The 22,017-nt window shown below is 54.8% G+C and carries 17 protein-coding genes and 1 other annotated feature; of the genes, 7 read left to right on the forward strand and 10 right to left on the reverse strand.

All coding sequences use genetic code 11. From position 1 onward, the window contains the following. Positions 1-139 precede the first annotated feature (139 nt). Entirely contained in the window at positions 140-1,534 is a 1,395-nt protein-coding gene (locus QOS10_RS03740) for an amino acid permease (RefSeq protein ID WP_283593819.1), read from the forward strand. Positions 1,535-1,580: 46 nt separating this feature from the next. Here QOS10_RS03740 and QOS10_RS03745 read toward each other — a convergent pair whose 3' ends face one another. The 6 genes from QOS10_RS03745 to QOS10_RS03770 all read right to left on the reverse strand — a co-directional run bounded on the left by QOS10_RS03745 (position 1,581) and on the right by QOS10_RS03770 (position 7,173). After that, entirely contained in the window at positions 1,581-2,525 is a 945-nt protein-coding gene (locus QOS10_RS03745) for a sugar-binding transcriptional regulator (RefSeq protein ID WP_283593820.1), read from the reverse strand. A gap of 63 nt (positions 2,526-2,588) precedes the next feature. Continuing rightward, positions 2,589-3,242 (reverse strand): deoxyribose-phosphate aldolase, encoded by a 654-nt coding sequence (gene deoC / locus QOS10_RS03750; protein WP_283593821.1) that lies wholly within the window; start codon positions 3,240-3,242, stop codon positions 2,589-2,591. 145 nt (positions 3,243-3,387) lie between these two features. Beyond that, a complete protein-coding gene (locus QOS10_RS03755) occupies positions 3,388-4,461 on the reverse strand; it encodes an ABC transporter substrate-binding protein (RefSeq protein WP_283593823.1) in 1,074 nt (357 codons plus the stop codon). Continuing rightward, positions 4,458-5,276: an ABC transporter permease gene (locus QOS10_RS03760; RefSeq protein ID WP_283593824.1), complete on the reverse strand. Its 819-nt coding sequence runs from the start codon at positions 5,274-5,276 to the stop codon at positions 4,458-4,460. Before QOS10_RS03760 ends, QOS10_RS03755 begins: the two co-directional genes overlap by 4 nt. Next, positions 5,273-6,082, reverse strand: a complete 810-nt coding sequence (locus QOS10_RS03765) for an ABC transporter permease (protein WP_283593825.1) — start codon at positions 6,080-6,082, stop codon at positions 5,273-5,275. Before QOS10_RS03765 ends, QOS10_RS03760 begins: the two co-directional genes overlap by 4 nt. Further along, positions 6,082-7,173 (reverse strand): ABC transporter ATP-binding protein, encoded by a 1,092-nt coding sequence (locus QOS10_RS03770; RefSeq protein WP_283593826.1) that lies wholly within the window; start codon positions 7,171-7,173, stop codon positions 6,082-6,084. Before QOS10_RS03770 ends, QOS10_RS03765 begins: the two co-directional genes overlap by 1 nt. Before the next feature lie 142 nt (positions 7,174-7,315). On the opposite strand from QOS10_RS03770, the gene QOS10_RS03775 reads away from it, so the two are divergent. The 4 genes from QOS10_RS03775 (at position 7,316) to QOS10_RS03790 (ending at position 14,360) form a co-directional block, all read left to right on the forward strand. Beyond that, on the forward strand, positions 7,316-9,724 hold the full coding sequence (locus QOS10_RS03775; protein ID WP_283593827.1) for a Xaa-Pro dipeptidyl-peptidase: 2,409 nt from the start codon (positions 7,316-7,318) through the stop codon (positions 9,722-9,724). 62 nt (positions 9,725-9,786) lie between these two features. Then, positions 9,787-10,698: a proline-specific peptidase family protein gene (locus tag QOS10_RS03780; protein ID WP_283593828.1), complete on the forward strand. Its 912-nt coding sequence runs from the start codon at positions 9,787-9,789 to the stop codon at positions 10,696-10,698. A 249-nt stretch (positions 10,699-10,947) separates the two neighbouring features. Continuing rightward, on the forward strand, positions 10,948-13,602 hold the full coding sequence (locus QOS10_RS03785) for an HAD-IC family P-type ATPase (RefSeq protein WP_283593829.1): 2,655 nt from the start codon (positions 10,948-10,950) through the stop codon (positions 13,600-13,602). 116 nt (positions 13,603-13,718) lie between these two features. After that, positions 13,719-14,360, forward strand: coding sequence for an HAD family hydrolase (locus QOS10_RS03790; RefSeq protein WP_283593830.1), 642 nt, complete (start codon positions 13,719-13,721; stop codon positions 14,358-14,360). Positions 14,361-14,443: 83 nt separating this feature from the next. Here the strand turns inward: QOS10_RS03790 and QOS10_RS03795 are convergent, their stop codons facing one another. Then, the gene (locus QOS10_RS03795; RefSeq protein WP_283593831.1) at positions 14,444-15,526 is read right to left on the reverse strand and encodes a DHHA1 domain-containing protein; all 1,083 of its coding nucleotides are present in this window, start codon (positions 15,524-15,526) and stop codon (positions 14,444-14,446) included. A gap of 152 nt (positions 15,527-15,678) precedes the next feature. Here QOS10_RS03795 and QOS10_RS03800 point away from each other — a divergent pair, with 152 nt between their 5' ends. Next, positions 15,679-16,944, forward strand: a complete 1,266-nt coding sequence (locus QOS10_RS03800; protein WP_283593832.1) for a DUF2325 domain-containing protein — start codon at positions 15,679-15,681, stop codon at positions 16,942-16,944. Between the two features lie 66 nt (positions 16,945-17,010). Beyond that, positions 17,011-17,254 (forward strand) — a binding site (T-box leader). Between the two features lie 83 nt (positions 17,255-17,337). After that, a complete protein-coding gene (brnQ, locus tag QOS10_RS03805; RefSeq protein WP_283593833.1) occupies positions 17,338-18,717 on the forward strand; it encodes a branched-chain amino acid transport system II carrier protein in 1,380 nt (459 codons plus the stop codon). A gap of 56 nt (positions 18,718-18,773) precedes the next feature. Here the strand turns inward: brnQ and QOS10_RS03810 are convergent, their stop codons facing one another. The 3 genes from QOS10_RS03810 to QOS10_RS03820 all read right to left on the reverse strand — a co-directional run bounded on the left by QOS10_RS03810 (position 18,774) and on the right by QOS10_RS03820 (position 21,807). Beyond that, entirely contained in the window at positions 18,774-19,367 is a 594-nt protein-coding gene (locus QOS10_RS03810; RefSeq protein WP_283593834.1) for a glycoside hydrolase family 73 protein, read from the reverse strand. Between the two features lie 103 nt (positions 19,368-19,470). Beyond that, positions 19,471-20,250: a putative ABC transporter permease gene (locus tag QOS10_RS03815; protein WP_283593835.1), complete on the reverse strand. Its 780-nt coding sequence runs from the start codon at positions 20,248-20,250 to the stop codon at positions 19,471-19,473. A 12-nt stretch (positions 20,251-20,262) separates the two neighbouring features. Then, entirely contained in the window at positions 20,263-21,807 is a 1,545-nt protein-coding gene (locus QOS10_RS03820; protein ID WP_283593836.1) for an ABC-F family ATP-binding cassette domain-containing protein, read from the reverse strand. Between the last annotated feature and the right edge of the window lie 210 nt (positions 21,808-22,017).

Raw genomic sequence — 22,017 nt, forward strand, 5'->3', positions numbered from 1 at the left:
GACTCCTTTTTTAGTCTACTTTGAGTCTAACCTTGTTAGGCTTTTTTTGTTAAATGTTACGAACTAGCAAATCGCGTAATAGATAAATAGTGACTTTGAGCACTACACATTAATTATAACAAAGAAAGGTGGTTTAGCGATGGGCTTAAACATTCTCCGTAAGGAAAGTCTCGACCGTTACTTAGGGGCGGACAAAAAGTTTGTTAAGACGATGACCGCTAAAGATTTAATGGCGATCGGCATTGGTGCGGTGATTGGGACCGGGATCTTCATTCTTCCCGGAACAATCGCCGCGCAATCAGCTGGTCCGGGGGTGACCCTCTCATTCTTCCTCTCCGCCGTCGTCTGTGCCCTCGCTGCGATGTGTTACGCGGAGTTCTCGTCCGCGCTGCCCGTTGCCGGGAGTGCCTATTCATACGGTAACATTGTCTTCGGTGAATTCTTCGGCTGGTTGCTCGGTTGGGCCCTGGTCCTGGAATACATGCTCGCGGTGGCGACTGTTTCCACCGGTTGGGCCGCTTACTTCAATTCATTAATCGGTTCGTTCGGTCTTCACCTGCCCAAGGCCCTGAGTGGTCCCTTCGACCCGGCCCACGGCACCTACGTCAATATTGTGGCGGTGGTGATCGTTCTGCTGATCGCACTGATGCTCGCCCACGGGATGCAGTCATCGATGCGGATCAATGACTTTGCTGTGGTCTTAAAGTTAGCAATTATTCTGATCTTCATTGGGGTGGGGCTCTTCTTCATCAAGCCAAGCAATTACCACCCATTCATGCCATACCACCTCAAGGGCGTCATCCACGGGGCCACGCTCGGTTTCTTCGCCTACTTAGGTTTTGACGTGGTCTCCAGTTCGGCCGCCGAGGTTAAGAACCCGAAGAAGAATATGCCGATTGGGATCATCGGGACCCTGGTGATCGCCACCGTCCTCTACATGGGAGTTGCGGCCGTCCTGACCGGGATGGTTAAGTACACCAAGCTGAACGTCGCCAACCCGGTGGCCTACGCGCTGGAACTGGTGAACCACGGCTGGCTGGCGGACCTGCTGTCAATTGGGGCCCTCGTGGGGATGTTCACCATGATGATCTCCATGATCTACTCCAGCTCTCGACTGGTCTACGCGATCGGGCGGGACGGGCTCCTTCCTTCCAAACTGGCCCAATTCGATGAGAAGCACCACTCACCGCAGATTGCCCTCTGGGTTGTTTCAATCATCGTGGCTGTCATGGGAGGGCTGGTCCCGCTGGATGAGTTGACCAGCCTGGTTAACATCGGGACCCTGTTCGCCTTTACCCTGGTATCGTTCGGGATCATCCCCCTGCGGCACCGGAAGGACATTGGCAACCGTGGGGGCTTCAAAGTGCCGCTCTACCCCGTCTTGCCGATTCTCTCCGGTTTGGCCTGTCTGGGGATGATGACCCAGCTGTCCAAGACCACCTACATCGGTGCGGGAATCTGGTTCACCATCGGGATCATCATCTACTTTGCCTACGGTTACCGGCACAGTAAATTGAATAAGAGTCGTGACTAAGTGAAAAGCTTCGAGGAAACTAATTGTTTCCCCGAAGCCTTTTTAATTATTCGTCGATTAGGTGCAGCGCCACGTTGGTATCGGTCACCAGAACATTGGCGTACCTGCCGGCCAATGCGGCCCGGATTGCTGGCAATTTGGCCATCCCCCCGGCAACCAGCACGGCCTGACGCTTCTCCTTCAGCTGATCAATCGGCAGGGCTACCGTACGAGCCGTCAGTGCCGGATCGACAATCTGACCGTCAGCGTCGACAAACTGGGAGACAATGTCCCCAACCGACTCCTTCTGCAGCTTAGCGATCTCTTTCTTATTCAGGTAGCCCAGTTCAAAGAGGGTGGCATCGGGGGCAGTCGTCCCCACCGTAAATAGGGCCACCTGGGCCTGCTGGGCCGCGGTTAAGATACTGTGAATAAAGCGGTCCTTGACGACCATCTTCTTGATATCCTGGTTGTCGAAAATGACGGGCAGCGGCAGAATTTCCGCCTGGGTGTGGTAGCAGGCGTTGAAGTGCTTGGTCACCTCAACGACGAAGTTATTATGGGTTGAGTTGGCCACCGTCCCTTTCAGGTAGACCACCTGGACGTTCTTACGGTCACTTGGCTGGAGGTGTCGCGCCACGGCAGCCAGAGTCCGACCCCAGCTGACCCCAATCGTATCGTTATCTTGAATAATCTGCGGCAGGTAAGCGGCCGCGGCCTGGCCTAGCAGGTCGAGGTCCTCCTGGTAATTTCCTGTGGGGCCTACATCGGCGATCACCACATCGTCCAGCTGGTACTTGCGTTGTAGCTGGGCCCTGAGGTCGTCGACATTGCTCAGCGGGTCGTTCACCTGGATGTTCACGATGTTGTTATCACGGGCGTACTGGAGGGCCCGCGAAATGGTCGGCCGCGACAGGTTCAACTGCTTAGCAATCTGGGCCTGGGTCGCCCCCTCCAGATAGTAGAGCTGGCTGATCGTCACCGCCTGTTTGATCTGATGTTTTGTATCCATCTGACACCTTGTCCTTCTAAAGCAAAAAGTGGTTGGTAAACACGTGACCAACCACTTTCTTTACTATTCCTTACCGATAACCTTCATACTGTGGCTAACCCCAAGCCGGGTCGCACCACCATCAATCATTGCCTGAGCTTCTTCTGCAGAGTGGATACCGCCAGAAGCCTTAACCGCCGTGTTCGTGCCCTTCGTTGCGGCAGCCATCAGTTCAACGGCGTGCACCGTTGCCCCTTCCGTGGAGAAACCAGTGGAAGTCTTAACAAAGGCCGCCCCGGTCTTGGCAACAATCTGGGAAGCCTTGGTGATCTCGTCATCCGTCAACAGGCAGGTTTCGATGATGACCTTAACGACCTTGCCCGCCTTGTGGCCAGCATCAACAACGGCCTGAATGTCAGCCTCCACCTTGTCGTAGTGCTTGGACTTCATCTCACCGATGTTCATCACCATGTCGAGTTCGTCAACCCCGTTGTCAATGGCGTCCTCGGCTTCGGCGACCTTGATCTTGGTCGTGTTGGCCCCGAGTGGGAAACCAATCACGCATGCCGTAACCACGTCAGTGCCTTCCAGCGCCTGGTGGACCTTGGCAACCCAGTACGGGTTAACCATTACCGTGTGGAAGTGGTTGTCGATGGCCTGCTTGATGACCGTGTCGATCTGTTCTTCAGTTGCGTCGGGTGCCAATAAGGTGTGGTCGATGTACTTGTTAAATTCCATGATTAATTCCTCCTCTTTGTTTACAAGTTAATTATACCGCTCGTTTTACATATGTTCAAATGCTTTTGAAATATTGCAAAATTAATAGCAAATTAAAAAGCGTCCTGCGTTCGGTCAGAACACTGGGCGCCTTATTTTAATCAAGTCACTTGGCAAACATCTTAAATTCGAGGAAGAGGTCATTGTACTCCCCCAGAACATGCAACGGCAGGTCACGGTAGGTCTGCAGGTGCCTCATGGTGGTCCGCGGCGGGTAGAAGGCCCGGTCCGCGGTCACCTGTTTCGGCAGCAGCTGCCTGGCCCTTCGATTAGGGGTCGCGTAGCCAACGTAACGGGCGTTTTGCGCCGCGTTGGCTGGTTCGAGCATGAAGTTGATGAACTGGTAGGCCGCTGCCTTGTTCCGCGCGGCCCTGGGAATCACCATGTTATCAAACCAAATATTGCTCCCCTCGCTCGGCACGACATAGTGAAGGTGGTGGTTGACGCTCATCATCTCGCGGGCATCCCCCGAGTAGGTCACCCCGACTGCCGCCTCGTTTTGTTCCATGTACATCTTCATCTCGTCAGCAATAATCGCCTTGACATTGGGCGTCAGTTGCTTGAGGTGGCGCTGGGCTTGCCGGAGCTGGCGGTAGTTGGTCGTGTTGACCGGGTCCCCCTGGGTGATCAGGGCCATGGCAAAGACGTCACGGGCGCTGTCGATCAGCATCACGTTGTTCTTCAAGCGGGAATTCCACAGCTGGGACCAGTGCTGGACATCGCGGCCGTTTACCATCTGGTCGTTATAGATGATCCCCAGGGTCCCCCAGAAGTACGGCACCGAGTAGCGATTGCCCGGATCAAAGGACCGGTTCAAAAACTGGGGATCGATGTAGCGTAGGTTCGGCAATTTCCGGTGGTCCAGGGGCGCAATCAGGTGTTCCTTTTTCATCCGCTGGACCGTGTACTCACTGGGAATCACCAGGTCATAGTTGGTCCCGCCCTGGCGGATCTTCGTCAGCATCGATTCGTTGCTGTCGAAGGTCTCATAGTCGACGTGATAGCCGGTCTGCCGTTCAAACTTGCTGATCAGGGCCGGATCAACGTAGTCCCCCCAGTTGTAGATGGTGACCGTCCGCCGACCGCCCTGGTTGGTCTGCCGGTTCAGGGCGTAGTCACCAAAGGCCAGCAATAGGCAGAGGGCCAGGATCCCCACCATTGCCGCAAACAGCTTTTTCATTGGGCATCCCCCTCCTTTACGGTCACGATCCGGTTGCGCCGGCCGCTATGCTTACTGATGAAGTAGTAGCCGATCACCAGCAGCAACGAAACGATGAACATCAGCGTTGACAGGGCATTGATCTCCAGGTTGATCCCCTGCCGTGCTCGGGAGTAGATCTCCACCGACAGGGTTGAGAAGCCGTTCCCGGTGACGAAGAAGGTCACAGCAAAGTCGTCCAAAGAGTAGGTCAGGGCCATGAAGTAACCGGCAAATATCCCGGGCGCAATGGCCGGCAGCACCACCCGTGAGAGGGCCTGCCAGCGCGAGGCACCCAGGTCATAGGCGGCGTCAACCAGGGTCGGTGACAATTCGTTGAGCTTGGGCAGCACCATCAACACCACGATGGGAATACAAAAGGCGATGTGACTGAGCAGGACCGACATGAAGCCCAGGCGAATCCCGAGGACGGTGAAGAAGATCAGGAAACTGGCCCCGATGATGACGTCAGGTGAAACCATCAGGACGTTGTTTAAAGATAGGAGGCTGTTGCGCCAGGTACCCCGGCTATCCTTGATCACCAGCGCCCCCATTGTGCCGATGATGGTCGCAATCAGTGACGCCAACAGGGCCACGATCAGCGTGTTGATGACAATCGTGATCATCCGGTCATCAGCGAAGAGGTCAACGTAGTGCTGGAAGGAGAAGCCGTGGTACTTCTCCATCGTCTTGCCGGCACTGAAAGAGAAAACCATCAGGTACAGGATTGGGGCATACAGAATTACGAAGACCAGGGCCAGGTACAGGCCCCCCCAGGTAAAATGGTGTTTTTTCATCTGCAGTGTCCTCCCTTCTGCCGGCCTTCACCGGTGATAAACATGACAATGAACATCGCTAGGATCAGGATCACCCCGATCGTCGAACCCATCCCCCAGTTCTGGGTGGTCAGGAAGTGTTCCTCGATCGCCGTCCCCAGGGTGATGACCCGGTTGCCCCCGATCAGGCGCGTGATCATAAAGAGGGAGAGCGACGGAATGAAGACCGCTTGAATGCCGGCCTTGACTCCCGGCAGTGACAGTGGCCAGATAACTTTGGCGAAGGTCTGCCACTGGCTCGCTCCGAGGTCCTTGCTGGCATTGATCAGCGACGGGTTGATCTCGGCCAACGAATTGAAAATTGGCAGAACCATGAAGGGGATCTCGATGTAGGCCGCCACGAACATGAAACTGGCATCGGTGAACAGGAGCTGGTGGCTGCCTAGACCGACAAAGCGCAGGAACTGGTTGACCGTCCCCGTCTGGCTGAAGAGGCCGATGAAGGCGTAGGTCTTCAGCAGAAGGTTAATCCAGGTCGGCAGGATCACTAAAAGCAGCCAGAACTGCTTGTTGGGCAGGCGGTTCAGCACGTAGGCGGTCGGGTAGCTGATCACCAGGGTTACTAGGGTGATCAAGAAGGCGTACCAGACCGAGTTGAGGGTCATCTTCAAATAGACCCGCGAAGTCAGGTAGGTCGCATAGTTCTCCAGCGTGGCCTGACCATCAATGTTGAAGAATGACTGGTAGAAGATCAGCACAAGCGGGGCGATGACGAAGAGCAGGATCCAGAGCGCGTAGGGGATGGTAAAGAGTACTTTCTGCCGCATCAGTCATCCTCCTCGTAGCTATCCAGGCGGGCATCAAAGTCCTCCTCACTCTCGTTGTAGCGCATCACGTGAATGTCCTCGGGGTCAAAGGCCAGGCCAACCTGGGCCCCTACCATAGTCTTGTGGATGGAGTTGATCCGCCATTCGTGGTTCCGCTGGTCGTGGGCCGTGATCTGGTAGTCAACGCCCCGGAAGAGCTGGGTGTCAACGGTGACGGTTAGCTTTCCCTGGTCAACCGTGGTGATGTCTAAGTCCTCGGGCCGGATTACGACCTCGACCCGTTCGTTGGGCCGCATCCCGGCATCAACACATTCGAAGTCCTGCCCATCGATGGTCACCAGGTAGTCGGCCTTCATCACACCAGGAACGATGTTGCTCTCCCCGATGAAGTCGGCGACGAAGTGGTTCAGAGGCTCATCATAGATATCAACTGGGGTCCCGCTCTGTTGGATCGTCCCGTCGTTGATGATCATGATCTGGTCACTCATCGCCAACGCCTCTTCCTGGTCATGGGTGACGAAGATGAAGGTGATCCCCAGGCGCCGTTGGAGCTGACGCAGTTCCGTCTGCATCTCCACCCGGAGTTTGTGGTCCAAAGCGGACAGGGCCTCATCCAAGAGCAAGAGCTTGGGTCGGTTGACAATCGCGCGGGCGATCGCCACCCGCTGCCGCTGCCCACCGGACATGGCGGTGATCTCCCGCTGGCCGTAGCCATCTAGCTGGACCAGGTGGAGGGCCTCCTTCACCCGCTGGTCAATCTCGCTTTTCTTGACCCCTTTGATCTGCAGGCCGAACGCCACGTTCTCAGCCACGTTCATGTGGGGGAACAGGGCGTAGTCTTGAAAAACCGTGTTAACCTGGCGGCGGTTGGCCGGAACGTCATTAATCCGCTGGCCGTCAAAGTAGATCTCCCCGCCGGTTGGCTGGTCAAAACCGGCAATCAAACGCAGGATCGTCGTTTTCCCGGAGCCGGATGGGCCCAGCAGGGTGTAGAACTTGCCGGCCTCAACCTCAAAGTCAATGTCACGCAGGACTACGTTGTCACCGAACTGCTGGGAGACGTGTCGAAACTCCATGATGTTATTTCTCATTGCTGCTCACCATCTTTCCTATCTAAAACTTTGCAAACAGATAAATTATACCCTTTCTGGCCCGGAAAAGCGCCCGCCAAAACTGATTAATTTCACCATCAGTGCGATAATAAGGATAGAAAACTTTGCGAGGTGTTTTATTATGAAAATCAATCAGTTCAGTATCGCACCAACCAGTCCCGCCCAGCGGCAGGCTGAACTCAAGCAATTGCGCCTGCTCAAGGGCAATGAGGAGAACCAGCTGAATGCCAAGGAACTGTTCGAAACGCTCCTGGCCCGCACCCACCTCTCCTGCACCACCCCACTGACCAGCAAGGAGTGGCTCCACGACCTGTTGGCCACCCCGACCGTGGCCGTTGATGACTGGCTCGCCAATGACCAGCCCCTGACAAGTGACGTCTTCTACCGGGTCGCCCTGCAACTGCTGGAGTTCGAACCGGGCGTCGACTTTAAGCTCGATGTACCCCTAGCAGCCTGGCACAAGCTGGGGCTGCCGATCGAAGAGCACGACCAGTGGACCGCCAGCGACGCTATCAATGCCTACTACCTCCTCTTAAACACCCGGGGAAAGGGCGGCCAGATCTTTATCGACCAGCTGACGGCCGAGGGTTTCCTGGCCTGGTCATACCAGCTGCCGGCCGACCAGAAGCCGCTCTTCTTCAACGGTAAGCCGCTAGCCAGCTTCGACCCTGCCCGGTTCATCCGGGAGGTGGTCTACGTTGAGACCGACATGGACACCGACTTCGATGGTCAAGCCGACCTCGTCAAAGCCGAGATCATCCGGCCCGTCGAGTCCAACCAGGGGTTGCGCGTTCCGGCCGTCTTTACCGCCAGTCCGTACAATCAGGGCACCAATGACGAGTGGGGCGACCAGGCTACCCACAAAGTTGACCACCCAATCACCCATAAGGAAGCGGGCCAAGATGCCCCTGCTGAGATGGCATTTCCGATTGAGTTCAGTCACCGGCAAGTGACCGGCCATGCCCAGCAGGCCACCCAGCACTTCAGTGACAGCCCCGCCTACACTCTCAACAACTACCTGGCCGTCCGCGGCTACGCGATCGTCTACTCTGCTGGCATCGGCACCAAGGATTCCGACGGCCTGCAGACCTGCGGATCCCCCGAACAGACTGATTCGATGAAGGCAATCGTGGAATGGCTCCACGGTGACCGCCGGGCCTTCACCGACCGGACCGGCGGCATTACCATCGCTGCCGACTGGTGCAACGGTAACGTCGCCATGACCGGCCGTTCCTACCTTGGAACCCTGGCTACCGCCGTCGCCACCACGGGAGTTCCCGGCTTGAAGGCCATCATCAGTGAGGCCGCAATTTCCAGCTGGTACGACTACTACCGTGAAAACGGTCTGGTACGGGCTGCCGGGGGCTTCCAGGGCGAAGACGCCGACACCCTGGCCGACGAAACCTTCAGCCGCACCAAACATTCCGCTGACTTTGCCCGGATCAAACCTGTCTATGACAAGTATGTTCACCAGCTGGCCAAGGCCATGGACCGGGGAACCGGGAATTACAACGCCTTCTGGGACCGCCGCAACTACCGGAAGGATATCAAGGAGGTCAAGGCGGCCGTCATGATGGTTCACGGACTGAACGACACCAACGTTAAGCCGAGCAACGTCAAGGCCCTGTATGACGCCCTCCAGGACCTGCCCGTCGAAAGCAAGCTGATTCTCCACCAGGGACAGCATATTTACATCAACGCCTTTCAGTCCCTCGATTTCTCCGAGATGGCAAACCTCTGGCTGGCCAATAAGCTCTGGGACGTCGCCAACCAGGCTGACCAAGTGCTCCCGAAGGTCCTCGTCCAAGACAATGCCCAGCCCGAAACCTGGAATGCCTACGACCACTGGACAGCAGGTCAAGCCCTGACCCTCCACCTGGACGAACACAGCTTGATCGACAGCGACGTCCACGTGGCCAAGGAAGTCATCTTCAACGACCACCACGATGACGACACTTACCAAGTCTGGTGCAAGGATCCGGCCAAGTGGCAGGCCGCCCTCTTTGCCGACCCTGGCCACTTCAGCCACCGCTTTACTTCCCAGCCCGTCAAGCAAGACCTCCTGTTGCGGGGAACGCCGCGGGTTAGTCTGAGTGTTGCCAGCTCCAGCGATCACGGCCTGCTCAGTGCAGAACTCATCGACCTCGGCCACGACCGGCGGCTCACCACCTCCCCCGTCATCATCAACCGCGGCGGGATCCGGCTGGGTTACCACTGGGCAAGTGATGACCTGCGTGAGTTCCGCTTGCAAAAGAAGGCAACCGACTACAAAGTGATTGCCCGCGGTCACATCAACCTGCAAAACCGGCACGACCCGGCCACGGTTGACCCGCTGAATCCCCATGAACTGGTCAACGTTGCCTTTGACCTTCAGCCGCTTTTCCACCGGTTGACTGCGGGGCACCGGCTCGGCCTGATTATTTATGCAACTGACTATGCATTTACCCTCCAGGGGAACGAAGACATCAACTACCAGGTTAGCCTTGAAAACGCTATTTTAACGGTCCCTGGCGTTAATTACTTGAACTAGCGTTTGAATCTGCGTTAGAATAATCTTAATATTTGCTTAGTAAATATTAAGGAGAATGAGATTTGAAACAAGGAACCAAAATTTTAACGTTGGATAATGGCTACCACCTCTGGACAAACACCCAGGGCGAAGGTGACATCCACCTGCTCGCCCTGCATGGCGGCCCTGGCGGCAACCATGAATACTGGGAAGACGCTGCAGAACAACTGGCCAAGCAAGGGCTCAACGTCCAGGTCACAATGTACGACCAATTGGGCTCCCTCTACTCTGACCAGCCGGACTACTCTGATCCTGAGATTGCCAAGAAATACCTCACCTACGACTACTTCTTGGATGAAGTCGAAGAAGTGCGGCAAAAGCTCGGTCTGGACAACTTCTACCTGATCGGTCAGAGCTGGGGCGGTCTCCTGGTTCAGGAGTACGCTGTCAAGTACGGTCAACACCTCAAGGGGGCCATCATTTCATCAATGGTCGATGAGATTGACGAATACGTTGAGCACATCAACGCCCTGCGTGATAAGACCCTCTCCCCTGAAGCGGTGGCCTTCATGAAGCAGTGTGAAGCCAATAACGACTACAGTAACCCGAAGTACCAGGAATACGTCCAGGTCATGAACGAAAACTACATTGACCGGCGCCAGCCATCGAAGCTCTACCACTTGAAGGACCTCGGCGGCGACGCAGTCTACAACGTCTTCCAGGGTGATAACGAATTCGTCATCACCGGTAAGCTGAAGGATTGGCACTTCCGCGACCAGCTGAAGAATATCAAGACGCCAACCCTGATTACCTTCGGGGAACACGAATCAATGCCCCTGGCAACTGGTAAGAAGATGGCCGAACTGATTCCAAACTCTAAGTTCGTCACCACGCCAAACGGTGGTCACCACCACATGGTCGACAACCCGGACGTCTACTACAAGCACCTCGCCGACTTCATCCGGCAGGTGGAAAACAACACCTTCAACAAGTAATTTTTGACGACTCCTTTCTACCGGAAAGGGGCCGTTTTTATTTTTAAAATGTTTGTGAATTATTTCTTAAAAATACCTTAACTTCGCTACTTCAGCATGTGAAGTATGATATGATATTCTTACGAAAAATAAGAAGGATTGATTAAAGTAAAAACGATTTGGCTTCACTGATGACGGTCCCTTGATGGGGTATCAATTTACGGGACCATGGCTCTATTACTACTAAGGATTTCAGAAAAAAGGTGACAAATGAGACAAGATTACCAATTAACAAAGGACGAGATAAAGCAACAATACGGCCTGGCAAAATTTACGACCGGGCTGAGCAAGCAGGAGGCGCAGGACCGGCTGCAGAAGAACGGTCCAAACGTCTTAGAGGTCAAGCCCACCCCGAAGTGGAAGATCTTCCTGCGCCAATTCAACAACATTGTGATTTACATTCTGCTGGTAGCGACGGCCCTGACCATCATGATCGGCCACTATACCGACGCCATCGTGATCGCCGCCGTGGTGCTCCTGAACTCGCTGATCGGCTACTTCCAGGAGACCAGCGCGGCCAACGCCCTGGCCAAGATCAAAGGGATGATGGCCCCGCGGGCAACCGTCTACCGCGATGACCAGCGGCAGGACATTGATGCCGCCGACCTGGTGGTGGGGGACGTTGTCTTCCTCGAGGCCGGTGATAACGTGCCGGCTGACCTGCGAATCGTTTCGGCCGATAACCTGCGAATCGAGGAATCGGCCCTGACTGGGGAGACCAACTCGGTGATCAAGACCGATACGGCCCTCCCCGATGACAACGTTCCGTTGGCTGATCGGGTCAACATGGCCTACGCCTCAACGATGGTTACCAGTGGGAGCGGTATTGGGGTCGTCGTGGCAACCGCTGAAAACACCGAAATTGGGAAGATCTCCCAGGAAGTGGCCCACATCAAGCAGAAGAAAACGCCGCTGACGCAGGAAATTGACCACGTCGGCAAGGTGGTTTCATACATCACCATCACGGCCTCCGTGATCGTCTTCATCGTCGGTTTCATTCTTCAGATCTACTCCCTGCCGGCTCTGGCCCTGGCTATAGTTGCCATGCTGGTGGGTTCGATTCCTGAAGGTCTGCCGGCCACGACTTCCGTAATCCTGGCGTTCGGGGTCAGCAAGATGGCCAAGAAGTATCAGACCATCATTAAGTCGATGCCCGCCGTGGAAACCCTGGGTTCCGTCGACGTCATTGCGACCGACAAGACCGGGACTCTGACGAAGAACGAGATGACTGCGATCGAGCTCTGGGTTGGCGACGACCACTACACGGTGACCGGAACCGGGTACGCTCCGGACGGCCAGATCCTGCAGAACGGTCAACCAGCTGAACTGACGGACCAGCTCAAGCTCTTCGTGGAGGCCGGCTACCAGGCCAACGATACCGTGTTGAGTCATGAGGATGACAAGTGGCACATCAACGGTGAACCGACCGATGGGGCCTTCCTAACCCTCTACCACAAGGCCTTTGGGGCTGACTTCAAGTCCCCGTACAAGGCCCTGGACCTCCTGCCGTTCGATTCCGACTACCGCTACATCGCGGAGCTGACGGCAGATTCACAAACCGACCAGCAGGTGATCTTCGTTAAGGGGTCCCCGGATAAGCTCTTTGAAATGGCCGCCAAGGAAGACCCGCACTTCGACCTTAAGAAGTGGGAGCAGCGGGTTGACCAGTGGTCGAAACAGGGGAAGCGGGTCATCGCCGTTGGTTACCAGCCAGTGCAGGGTGAACACCTGGTGGAAGTTAAACACGACCACCTCTACCAGGGAATCCACCTTCTCGGGCTGGCTGCCCTGCAGGATGCACCACGTGAAGAAGTCATCGTGGCCCTCAAGCAGATGAACCAGGCCGGGGTTTCCGTCAAAATGATCACCGGGGACGACCCGCAGACAGCCCGGGCGATTGGTAAGCAGCTCGGTTTGACGAACGGACCGATCCACGCCATCACTGGTGCGGAATGGGATGCCCTGGATGTTCAGGACCGCGGTGACGTGGCCCTGAACACCCAGGTCTTTGCCCGGACAACCCCACAGAACAAGCTGGAGATCATCGAAGCCCTGCAGGATAAGCAGCAGGTAACTGCCATGGTCGGGGACGGGGTTAACGATGCCCCCGCCCTCAAGCGCGCCGATATTGGGGTGGCCATGGGAATCAAGGGGACTGACGTGGCCAAGGACGCCGCGGACATGATCCTCGGGGATGATAACTTCGCCACGATGTCCGCTGTAATCAAGGAAGGGCGGCGGATCTACGACAACATTAAGAAGAGCATTCTCTTCCTGTTGCCAACCTCGTTCTCCGAAGGGTTAGTGGTGGCCTTCTCCATCCTGACCGGACAAGAAGTACCGCTGATGCCAGCCCAGCTGCTGTGGATCAACCTGATCGCCGCCATCACGATCCAGTTTGCCTTCGTCTTCGAAAGAGCTGAAAAGGGCATCATGGAACGGGAACCCCGGCCGGTCACCCAACGGCTGATGGACCGGCACGACCTGATCCAGATGGGGTACGTCTCCGCGCTGATTGCGATCTTCTCTTTGATCGGTTACGAGTGGTTCATCAACTCGGGTTCCAGTGTCGTTAACGCTACGACCATGATGATCAACACCATCGTTATCAGCAAGATCTTCTACTTCTTCTCCATCCGGACCGACCAGTATGCTTTGGGACAAATCAGATCGATCAGCAACAAGGCCTGGGGCGTCATTGCCCTCCTGATCGTCTTCCAGCTGATTCTGACCTACGTACCGTTCATGCAGACTGCCTTCCACGTCTCAGGGATTAGCCCGCTTGAATGGTTGGCCGTGGTCATCATCTCAGCCCTGATCATGCTGTGCACGGAATTTGACAAGCTGATCCGCTTCCAGCGGTAGCAAACTACGAAAGTCAAACCTGGTTAATTAAAAAGGTGCGGACCCAGCCTTGAGCCCGCACCTTTTTTTGCTACAATTGACTTAATAATGTTCAGTGAACGAAAGGAAGCTTCCTAATGACGAAGAAAATGCAAAACTTTATTTTTGATATCGACGGTACCCTGATCGATACCCTCGACATGTACATGCCAGCGATGATTGAAACCCTCCGCAAGCACGGTTACCACGTGGCTCCCGAGGACGAGGAAGAAACGATGCACCGCCTATTCGGGATCACCGGGGTTGACGCCTTGCGGATCTTTGGGGTTAAGGAAGAAGATATTGCTCCGATGGTCAAAGAATGGTTTGCCCTCTCCTATCAGCGGGAAGACCGGACCAAGATCCTGCCCGGCATCCCCGAAACCTTGCAGTCCCTGGCCGACCAGGGCAAGAACCTGGCGGTCGCTACGTCCAAGCTCCAGTCAGAATACGACCACTTCAAGCAGCAGTTTGCCTTCTCCAAACTCTTCAACACCGTGATCACCTCAGACGATACCAGCAAGCACAAGCCGGATCCGGAACCAATCCTGGCGGCAATTGACAAGATGGGGGCCGATCCGGAAACGTCCGTCTACGTCGGCGACACCATCAACGACCTCAAAGCCGCCAAGGCCGCGGACATCAATTTTGCTGGCGCCCTCTACGGTTCCGCCAACCCGGACGCCCTCAAGGATGCCGACTTCCCGTTGACCACCCCAGCCGACCTGTTGAAGATCTGATAGCAGCATATTTTTATTAAAAGAGGACCCGCCTGCACACTCGCAAGCGGGTCCTTTTCGTCCTCAATCATGCTACTTAACTTTTAGTCCTTGTTCTTGAACAGGGCTGCCATCTTGGCTGCCACGGCCGGATCGAGGTTGTCAGCCAGGGTACTCTCCGTGTGCTGCTGTTCCTCCTGCTGGTTCTTGACGGTCTGGTTCAGGTCATCAATCACGGCCTGTTCGCCGACCTGAACCGGATTGACCGTCAGCCGGCCACCCGCTGCATCGGCGTGACCGCCGCCATTGAAGTATTTCTCCGCAAACTTGGCCACGTCCAGCTTACCGTTGCTCCGCAGAGAAACGCTGACTGGGCTCACCACCAGCGCCGCTTCTACATCCGGATTCTTTTCCAAGAGCTCGTGGGCAATTTCAGACTTGTAATCATCCGCGTAGACCACCCCAAAATGGTGCCCAGCAATCGTCGTCTTGATCAGGTCTTTAAGGTGACTCTTCAGGTACTTGGTCCGGCGCTCATTCAGGGTATGGATCAGCAAGCGGTTCTCCTGCTGGTACTTAGGCCAGCCCGCTGCCAGCACATCCTGGACAAACGATTCGGAATCCTGGAGTGGATAGAACCAGAAGAGCTGGTCCAGGTTGTCGGCCGCGGTCCGTTCCTCCGTACCCATGTCCGGGTCGTTTTGCCAGTCCCAGGTATCGTAAGCTCGGATCAGCTCGACCAGGTAGGACAGGTCCTCTTGCCGCTGACTTGGCAGCTCATTAAAATGCGGCTGCTGCTTCAACCAGTCCCAGACGAGGCTGGTAGCACTCGGGTTGATGCTGGCATCGGTTGCCGTCACGCTGTTAGCTGCGTACTTGCTGCGCAAGGCCTCCTCGCTCTCGTGGTGGTCAAACACCAGCCAATGGTTGGCGAAGTTGGCGTTGAGCTGTTGGAAGGTGTACTCGCTGTCGGGCGTCATATCCATGATGTAGACATCCGTAAAGCGGCTGGCCTCGGGGGTCCGCATCCAGCGGGCAAACTCGTCGTCAATCCGCCCAGCCCCGCAGTTGGTCATGTCAAACTCGGTGTCGTCAAACATCACCGGCTGGACGGCCTTCAGTAACAGGGGGGCTCCGAAGCCATCCAGGTCATTATGGGAAAATAATTTTATCGTGCGTTTTGCCATTCTATTCGCCTCGTCCTTATCAAAAGTTTATCCTACGACTCATTATACAGGATTTCCCCACTATTTCACCGTCCGGATGACCGTTTGAACTGACATCCACCAGACATCTTGTTATTATTGAGATAGTCATAAATTGAAAGGAATCGACAAGTATGAAAATTTACGATTATCGGCAAGAACTAATCACCTTGCTTGAAAATACCGGTGATGATCAACGTAGCCTCCAACAAACCCTGCGTAGTCTCTCTACCGTCATCAACATTCTCAACCACTACGACGACCAAGACGCTGAGAATGAGCAGCACCACTACGAAAGAAAGCCTGTTAAGCACCGCTACCAGGCTCGGCAACGAAATGAGCAGCCAATCTCATCCACGGCCCGCCATACACTTCATTCTCTCCTGACGGGACCATCCAATCAAGCAAAGGAGACCCCTACCCCGAGAAATGCTCCTACTGTGGTCCACGTACCGGCCGAACCAGAAGCGCCTAAGGAAATCAGTGCCGAGGAACGCCTGGCAGCCGATAACATGTATCTGGTTCACCGGAAGCTGAGCGGGGCTGAGATCAACCACCGTTACTACTCGGAAGCTATCCTGCACCAGCTCCACTTCCCGGTTGAAGATGGTGATATCGTTGAACTCGATCCCCACCAGTTGGTCCGTGGCTTGCCAAGCATCCGTCGCGTCACCAGTGACCACCTAGACGACTACGAACCCGTCAAGATTAACGTAATCGAGTACGCTGAACTGCGACCCGTTCCGGGCTCCGATGTTCTCCAGATCGCCAGCACTATGAAGGGTGATTCGATCCTGGATCAGGCCCCGGCCAACACTGTCGTTGTCGACCCCTTCAAGTACCCAGGTCGTGACCTGAAGGCCGGCATGGTAATTGACTTTGCCTACTTTGATCACGGTAACGGCCTGAAGGATGCCAGTGCAGGTAGTATTCGCTGGATTCACGAAAAGCAGGACTACGACACTACCCGACAACCTGCCAAGCCAAAGACGGTCAAGAAGGTCACTAACACCAAGCACGACTATGAGAAGAAACTGGACTACGACCTCAAGCAGCGGACCGTCCTGGTAATCACCGGGGTTCGTGATAAAGTCCAGGGTCTCAAGCCGGTCATTGCCAAGCACCACGGGGTCTTCCACGGTCTCGATGCCTCAGCAGAAGAGAAGGTTTCCAGCAGTAAGATCAAGCGGGAGATCCGCGATGCCGACTTTGTCATCGTCTGCATCGACGCCATTCACCACCGGATCAGTCAGCTGGCTAACCACCATGCTAAGCGCTATGACAAGCCACTAGCTATCGCTAACGTCACCTCCAACACGGCGGTAGAACGTGCCGTGGGCCGGGCTTTAAATGGTGACCCAGCCTACGCTACCTCCAGTGAGAAGATTAGTCAAAACTAAAAATATTAAATTTTGCGTTGACTTTTCTTAAAAATTGTTTAGAATAATAAACAACAATTTAATTATTCGATCGCAATGAGAAAGAAGAGTAACCCGTCAAGAAGCTTCAGCGAGTCCCGTTTTGGTGTGAGGGGACAGTTATTTTTGCCCGGTGAAAATCACTTTCGAGTCCGGTTCTTAAATCCAGTAAGTTCCGGTGGTTACACCCATTATCGTGTCAGCGTATCGTCGCCAGGCGGCCGTACGTGGAAGGTACTGTCAGTGATGACGGTACGAACATAGGGTGGTACCACGCTAAAGCGTCCCTTAACCAAAGCAATTTTGGTTAAGGGACTTTTTTGTTGTGATCAGAGCAATTATTTCGAATTTTCTATTCTTAGGAGGAAGAGTTTCATGCAAGATCTCACATCACGAAAATTAACGTGGAAACAATATCTCGTCGTCGCCTCGCTGCTCTTTGGTCTGTTCTTCGGTGCTGGAAACCTGATTTTCCCACTCCACCTGGGACAATTAGCCGGCGCCCACTGGGGAACGGCGGCTGTCGGTTTCTTAGTCACCGGGGTTCTGCTCCCCTTGCTATCCGTCCTAGCCGTTGCCGTCACCCGGGCCGAGGGGGTTTATGATATCGGTCGGCCGCTCGGCGCTGGCTTCGCCCTGGTGTTCATGGTCCTCATTCACGCCACCATCGGGCCCCTCTTCGGAACGCCCCGGACCGCAACGGTCTCTTTCACGGTCGGGGTCGCACCTTTCCTGCCTAAGCAGTACACCACCGTTGCCCTCCTCGTCTTCTCGGCCCTGTTTTTCCTGGCAGCCTTTGCCTTTTCCTACCGGGAGAACAACATCCTGGCCAATGTCGGCAAGGTTTTGAACCCGGTCTTCTTAGCCCTGTTGTTCCTGGTCTTCGTGGTGGCCTTCGCAAACCCGCTCGGTAACCCAGCTGCCGCCCCGGTAACGACCGCCTATGCTCATGATGCCTTGTCTAACGGGTTCCTCGAAGGTTACAACACGATGGATGCCCTGGCTGGTCTAGCCTTCGGGGTCACCGTGGTTACCGCCGTTCGTTCCATGGGCCAGCGGCGGGCCAGTGACGTCTCCCGCGTCGTTGCCAAGTCGGGGGTCCTCGCTGTCAGCGCCATCGCTGTTATCTACCTGCTACTGATCGTCCTGGGGGCAATGTCCCTCGGTCAGTTCAAGGTCTCCGCTGATGGCGGGGTGGCCTTCACCCAGCTGGTTAATGCCTATGCCGGCGCCTTTGGTCAGGTTGTCCTGGCCTTCCTGTTGACGGTTACCTGCCTGACCACCGCGGTTGGCCTGGTGGCGGCCTTCGCGCAAGACTTCCACAAGCACTTTCCAAAGGTCAGCTACCACACCTGGTTAGCCCTCAGCTGCTTGGCCTCATTCCTGACTGCCAACTTTGGCCTTGACCAGATCATCGCTTGGTCAACGCCAATGCTGATGTTCCTTTACCCGCTGGCAATGGTCCTGATCCTCTTGTCCGTCACTTCACCGCTCTTCCACCGCGATGGGGTTGTCTACCTCTTCGTTGTCCTATTCACGGTTGTCCCAGCCCTTGGTGATATGGTGGTGGCCTTTCCAGCCGTCGTCAGCCAAAGCCACTTCGGCCTCACTGTTGCTGCTTGGCGATCTCACATGCCGCTCGCCGCAATGGGACTCTCATGGCTGGTTCCAGCCCTGGTCGGTGCGGTTGTCGGCCTGCTCTTCCACTGGTTCCGCCGCCAGCGGGCAACATCCCCACAAACCGATCTTGATTAGCTGCTGAATAGAAAAGGGACGATCACCGCCATGATGATCGTCCCTTTCTTTTGGGCTTATTTGTCATACTTATTGAGGTGGAACTTTTGGATCGCGTAAATCAGTTCGTTGGCGTAATTCGGATCAGTTGCGTACCCATTCTTTTGGAGCTCGTAGGCTGCCTGTTGATAATTCTTTGCCGTCTGAACCCCGCGGAAACGCCGGTGATTATCGGCCGTACCGCGCACAATCAGATAGGTGTGGGACTTGATCGAGTCGTTCCAGCTATCATAAACCTGGAAGTACTGTTTGACCTCCTTATTCTTGCCGTTGATGTTTTCAGTCGTGTACATCCGCACCCGGTTATGCTTGGAGTTGGCCTTAATGCCAAAGAGGTTGTTGTACTTGTAAGCCAGCTTGCTGCGGCCCCAGTTGGACTCAGTACCGGCCTGAGCAATAGTGATGCTGGCCGGAATGTGGTACTTCCGTTGCTCCCGCTGGGCGGCCGGAGCCACCTGCTTGATAAACTGGTTAACGGTAATCTTGGCCGAGTGGGTCTCCCGGTGGTGTGGCGCCGGCTGGCTACTAAACTCAAAAGCCCCCAGCGTAATCGTGATAGCCAGGATAATTCCGATCGCGGCCGCAATAGTTATTGATAGGCGTTTTTTCATCAGCTCGCCTCCATTCATTCAGTCTCCTCATTATAATTATTTTTCAGTAAAAAAGCGAAACTTCCGCGCCATCTTCACGAAAGTTTCGCTTTTTAATCGCTGATTATTCTTTCTTCATTAAGTCCTTCTTCAACTCATTGAAGTGTTTAGCATCCAAAACCTTAAGCTTTGGGAAGCTCTTAACCAGCCGCCGCTCATTCCAATTCAACCGGCGAAGGCGCAATTCCGCACGCCGTTTCACCAGGTCGGTGTGCCAATTAGCCAACCGTTGGGCCAGAGCAGGCTGCTCCTCGGGCAGGGCCGTAGCCAGGCGCTGCTTGAGCTTCTCCCGGTAGGCCACTGCCCGTTGCTCCCACTGCTGAGTAGTGGTGTGGAAGTGGCGGACACTGAAAATCGTCAGGACAGTATCAGTTCCCATCACTAGAACAACCAGGAGGGTCAGCATTCCGTGCGTATGAGCCTCTTCCCAGTTGATTACCCGCTGGATAAAGGGTTGGATAAACCGTACCAGGAGAACCACCCCGATCCCCCAGAAGAACGAGATCTGCGGGGCGACCCGGCCCTGCAGGTTACCCCAGAGGTGGGAATAGTCCCAAAGTTTCATGTGAAACACCTTTTCCAAGAAGAGGCTCGCTACATATTCAAAGACCGTAGCGACGATGATTCCGACCAAGAAAAGGAGGATTAGACTATGCTGAACCCGGTAGGTTGCGATCAAAATTGTGGTCACCGCAAAACCATACACCGGGCAGTAGGGTCCAAACAAGAAACCCCGGTAGGCAAAGTGGTGATCCTTGATGGAGCAGTAAAATGTTTCCCATAACCAGCCCACCACCGAGTAGGTGAAGAACAGGACAATAATTTCAGAGATAGTAAAGGGCATGATTCCCTCCCGTTATGACTTCAGACTCAACTTCTCGACATTTAAGATCTTATCCAGCCAACCGGTGTAGAAGCTCTCCTCGTGGCTGACCAGAATCAGGTTCCCCGGGAACTCTTGGAGGGCCTTCTTCAGCCCGTCCTTGGTTTCATCATCCAGGTGGTTGGTCGGTTCATCCATGATCAGAAAGTTGCATGGCGTCAGCTCCAGGATCGCCAGCTTAACCTTGGTCTGCTCACCCCCGGAAAGCAGGTGGAGCGGCTTCATCGTATTGGCAGCGTTGATCCCCGCCTGCGCCAGCTTCGTCCGGATCGTCCGCGGCTGCATAGTTGGGAACATGTTCTGAATGGTCTGCAGTGGGGTCAGTGATGGGTCATCCCAGACCAGGTCCTGATCGAAGTAGTTAATCTTAGCTGATGGTGAGAAGGTCGCTGTCCCGGATAAGGCCGGGATCTTCTTCAGGATCGATTTAATCAGGGTAGACTTCCCCACCCCGTTGAACCCGGTGAAGAGGAGCTTTTCGCCCATCGTCATCGAGAAGGTCACCGGTGCCAGCAGCGGCCGCCCGTAACCGACGGACAGGTTCTCTACCCGCAGCGCGTTGGCCGAACCGGTATTTTCGTATGGAAAGTGGAAGATGGCCTTCAGGTTATCCGCCGGCGGATCGATCTTCTTCATCCGGGCCAGCATCTTCTCCCGGGACTTGGCCATGGTGGACTTGGAACCCGCCTTGTTCTTCCGAATAAAGCGTTCCGCCTTCTCAATCACGACCTGCTGCTTCTCGTATTGACGCTCCTGGGCTTCCTTGCGTTCTTCCTTCTGACGCATGGCCTGCTGGAAGCTTCCCCGGTACTTGGTGATCTTGCCAAATGAAACATCACAGATGGTGTTCGTAACCTTCTCCAGGAAGTCGTAATCATGGGAGATGATCATGGCGGCGCCGTCAAAGTCGTTGAGGTAGTCGGTCAGCCACTCAATGTGGGCAGTATCAAGGTAGTTGGTCGGTTCGTCGAGCAGGATAACATCCGGATTCTCCAGAAGCATCTTGGCCAGGATGATCTTTGACCGCTGGCCCCCACTCATCTCGGAGACAACGTGATCCTTGCCGATATCAGTCAGGCCCAGCCCATTCATCACCCGTTCGATCCGCGTTTCGATCTCGTAAAAGTTGTTGGCGTCGAGTTTCTCCTGGATCCGGCCCGCCTTAGTCAGGAGGCTGTCATCCATCTTATCGGCATACTCAGCGTAATACTTGTTCATCTGGTCATTTAATTGGTAGAGCTCCTGAAAGGCCGTGTGCAGGAACTCAATCAGGGTCATTCCCGCCGGAATATCAACGTACTGGTCGAGGTAGCCGATCTTGACACCTTTCTGCCACTTGATGCTGCCGTCGACCGGCAGGACCTTGCCGATCAGGATCTTGATCAGGGTACTCTTACCGGCCCCGTTTTGGCCGACGATTCCCATGTGTTCGTGTTTTTCCAATTGAAAGCTGGCGTCTTCATAGAGCTTCTTGTCGGCGTAGCTCATCGTCAGGCCTTCAACATCTAACACTGCCATTATTTTCACCTCATCTTATGAATAAACTGTGTTCAATGGTATCACAAAGCGCACCATTCCAGCAATCCAAACCCTTTGTTACAATCTGCTGACAATTTTCATCGTCATTCTTTCAGAGTCTCTTCATATTAATTTCACATTCTCCCCATATAGTTAAGATTGTACTAAAGTTGTCCAAAGGATTTTAGGAGTGAATTATTATCAAAAAAG

The organism is Limosilactobacillus galli, assembly GCF_947381495.1.
In the GTDB taxonomy this organism is placed as follows: Bacteria; Bacillota; Bacilli; order Lactobacillales; family Lactobacillaceae; genus Limosilactobacillus; species Limosilactobacillus galli.

Coding starts and splice junctions, on each gene's coding strand:
- QOS10_RS03740 (WP_283593819.1), top strand. CDS start 140: ATGGGCTTAAACATTCTCCGTAAGGAAAGTCTCGACCGTTACTTAGGG.
- QOS10_RS03745 (WP_283593820.1), bottom strand. CDS start 2,525: ATGGATACAAAACATCAGATCAAACAGGCGGTGACGATCAGCCAGCTC.
- deoC (WP_283593821.1), bottom strand. CDS start 3,242: ATGGAATTTAACAAGTACATCGACCACACCTTATTGGCACCCGACGCA.
- QOS10_RS03755 (WP_283593823.1), bottom strand. CDS start 4,461: ATGAAAAAGCTGTTTGCGGCAATGGTGGGGATCCTGGCCCTCTGCCTA.
- QOS10_RS03760 (WP_283593824.1), bottom strand. CDS start 5,276: ATGAAAAAACACCATTTTACCTGGGGGGGCCTGTACCTGGCCCTGGTC.
- QOS10_RS03765 (WP_283593825.1), bottom strand. CDS start 6,082: ATGCGGCAGAAAGTACTCTTTACCATCCCCTACGCGCTCTGGATCCTG.
- QOS10_RS03770 (WP_283593826.1), bottom strand. CDS start 7,173: ATGAGAAATAACATCATGGAGTTTCGACACGTCTCCCAGCAGTTCGGT.
- QOS10_RS03775 (WP_283593827.1), top strand. CDS start 7,316: ATGAAAATCAATCAGTTCAGTATCGCACCAACCAGTCCCGCCCAGCGG.
- QOS10_RS03785 (WP_283593829.1), top strand. CDS start 10,948: ATGAGACAAGATTACCAATTAACAAAGGACGAGATAAAGCAACAATAC.
- QOS10_RS03790 (WP_283593830.1), top strand. CDS start 13,719: ATGACGAAGAAAATGCAAAACTTTATTTTTGATATCGACGGTACCCTG.
- QOS10_RS03795 (WP_283593831.1), bottom strand. CDS start 15,526: ATGGCAAAACGCACGATAAAATTATTTTCCCATAATGACCTGGATGGC.
- QOS10_RS03800 (WP_283593832.1), top strand. CDS start 15,679: ATGAAAATTTACGATTATCGGCAAGAACTAATCACCTTGCTTGAAAAT.
- brnQ (WP_283593833.1), top strand. CDS start 17,338: ATGCAAGATCTCACATCACGAAAATTAACGTGGAAACAATATCTCGTC.
- QOS10_RS03810 (WP_283593834.1), bottom strand. CDS start 19,367: ATGAAAAAACGCCTATCAATAACTATTGCGGCCGCGATCGGAATTATC.
- QOS10_RS03815 (WP_283593835.1), bottom strand. CDS start 20,250: ATGCCCTTTACTATCTCTGAAATTATTGTCCTGTTCTTCACCTACTCG.
- QOS10_RS03820 (WP_283593836.1), bottom strand. CDS start 21,807: ATGGCAGTGTTAGATGTTGAAGGCCTGACGATGAGCTACGCCGACAAG.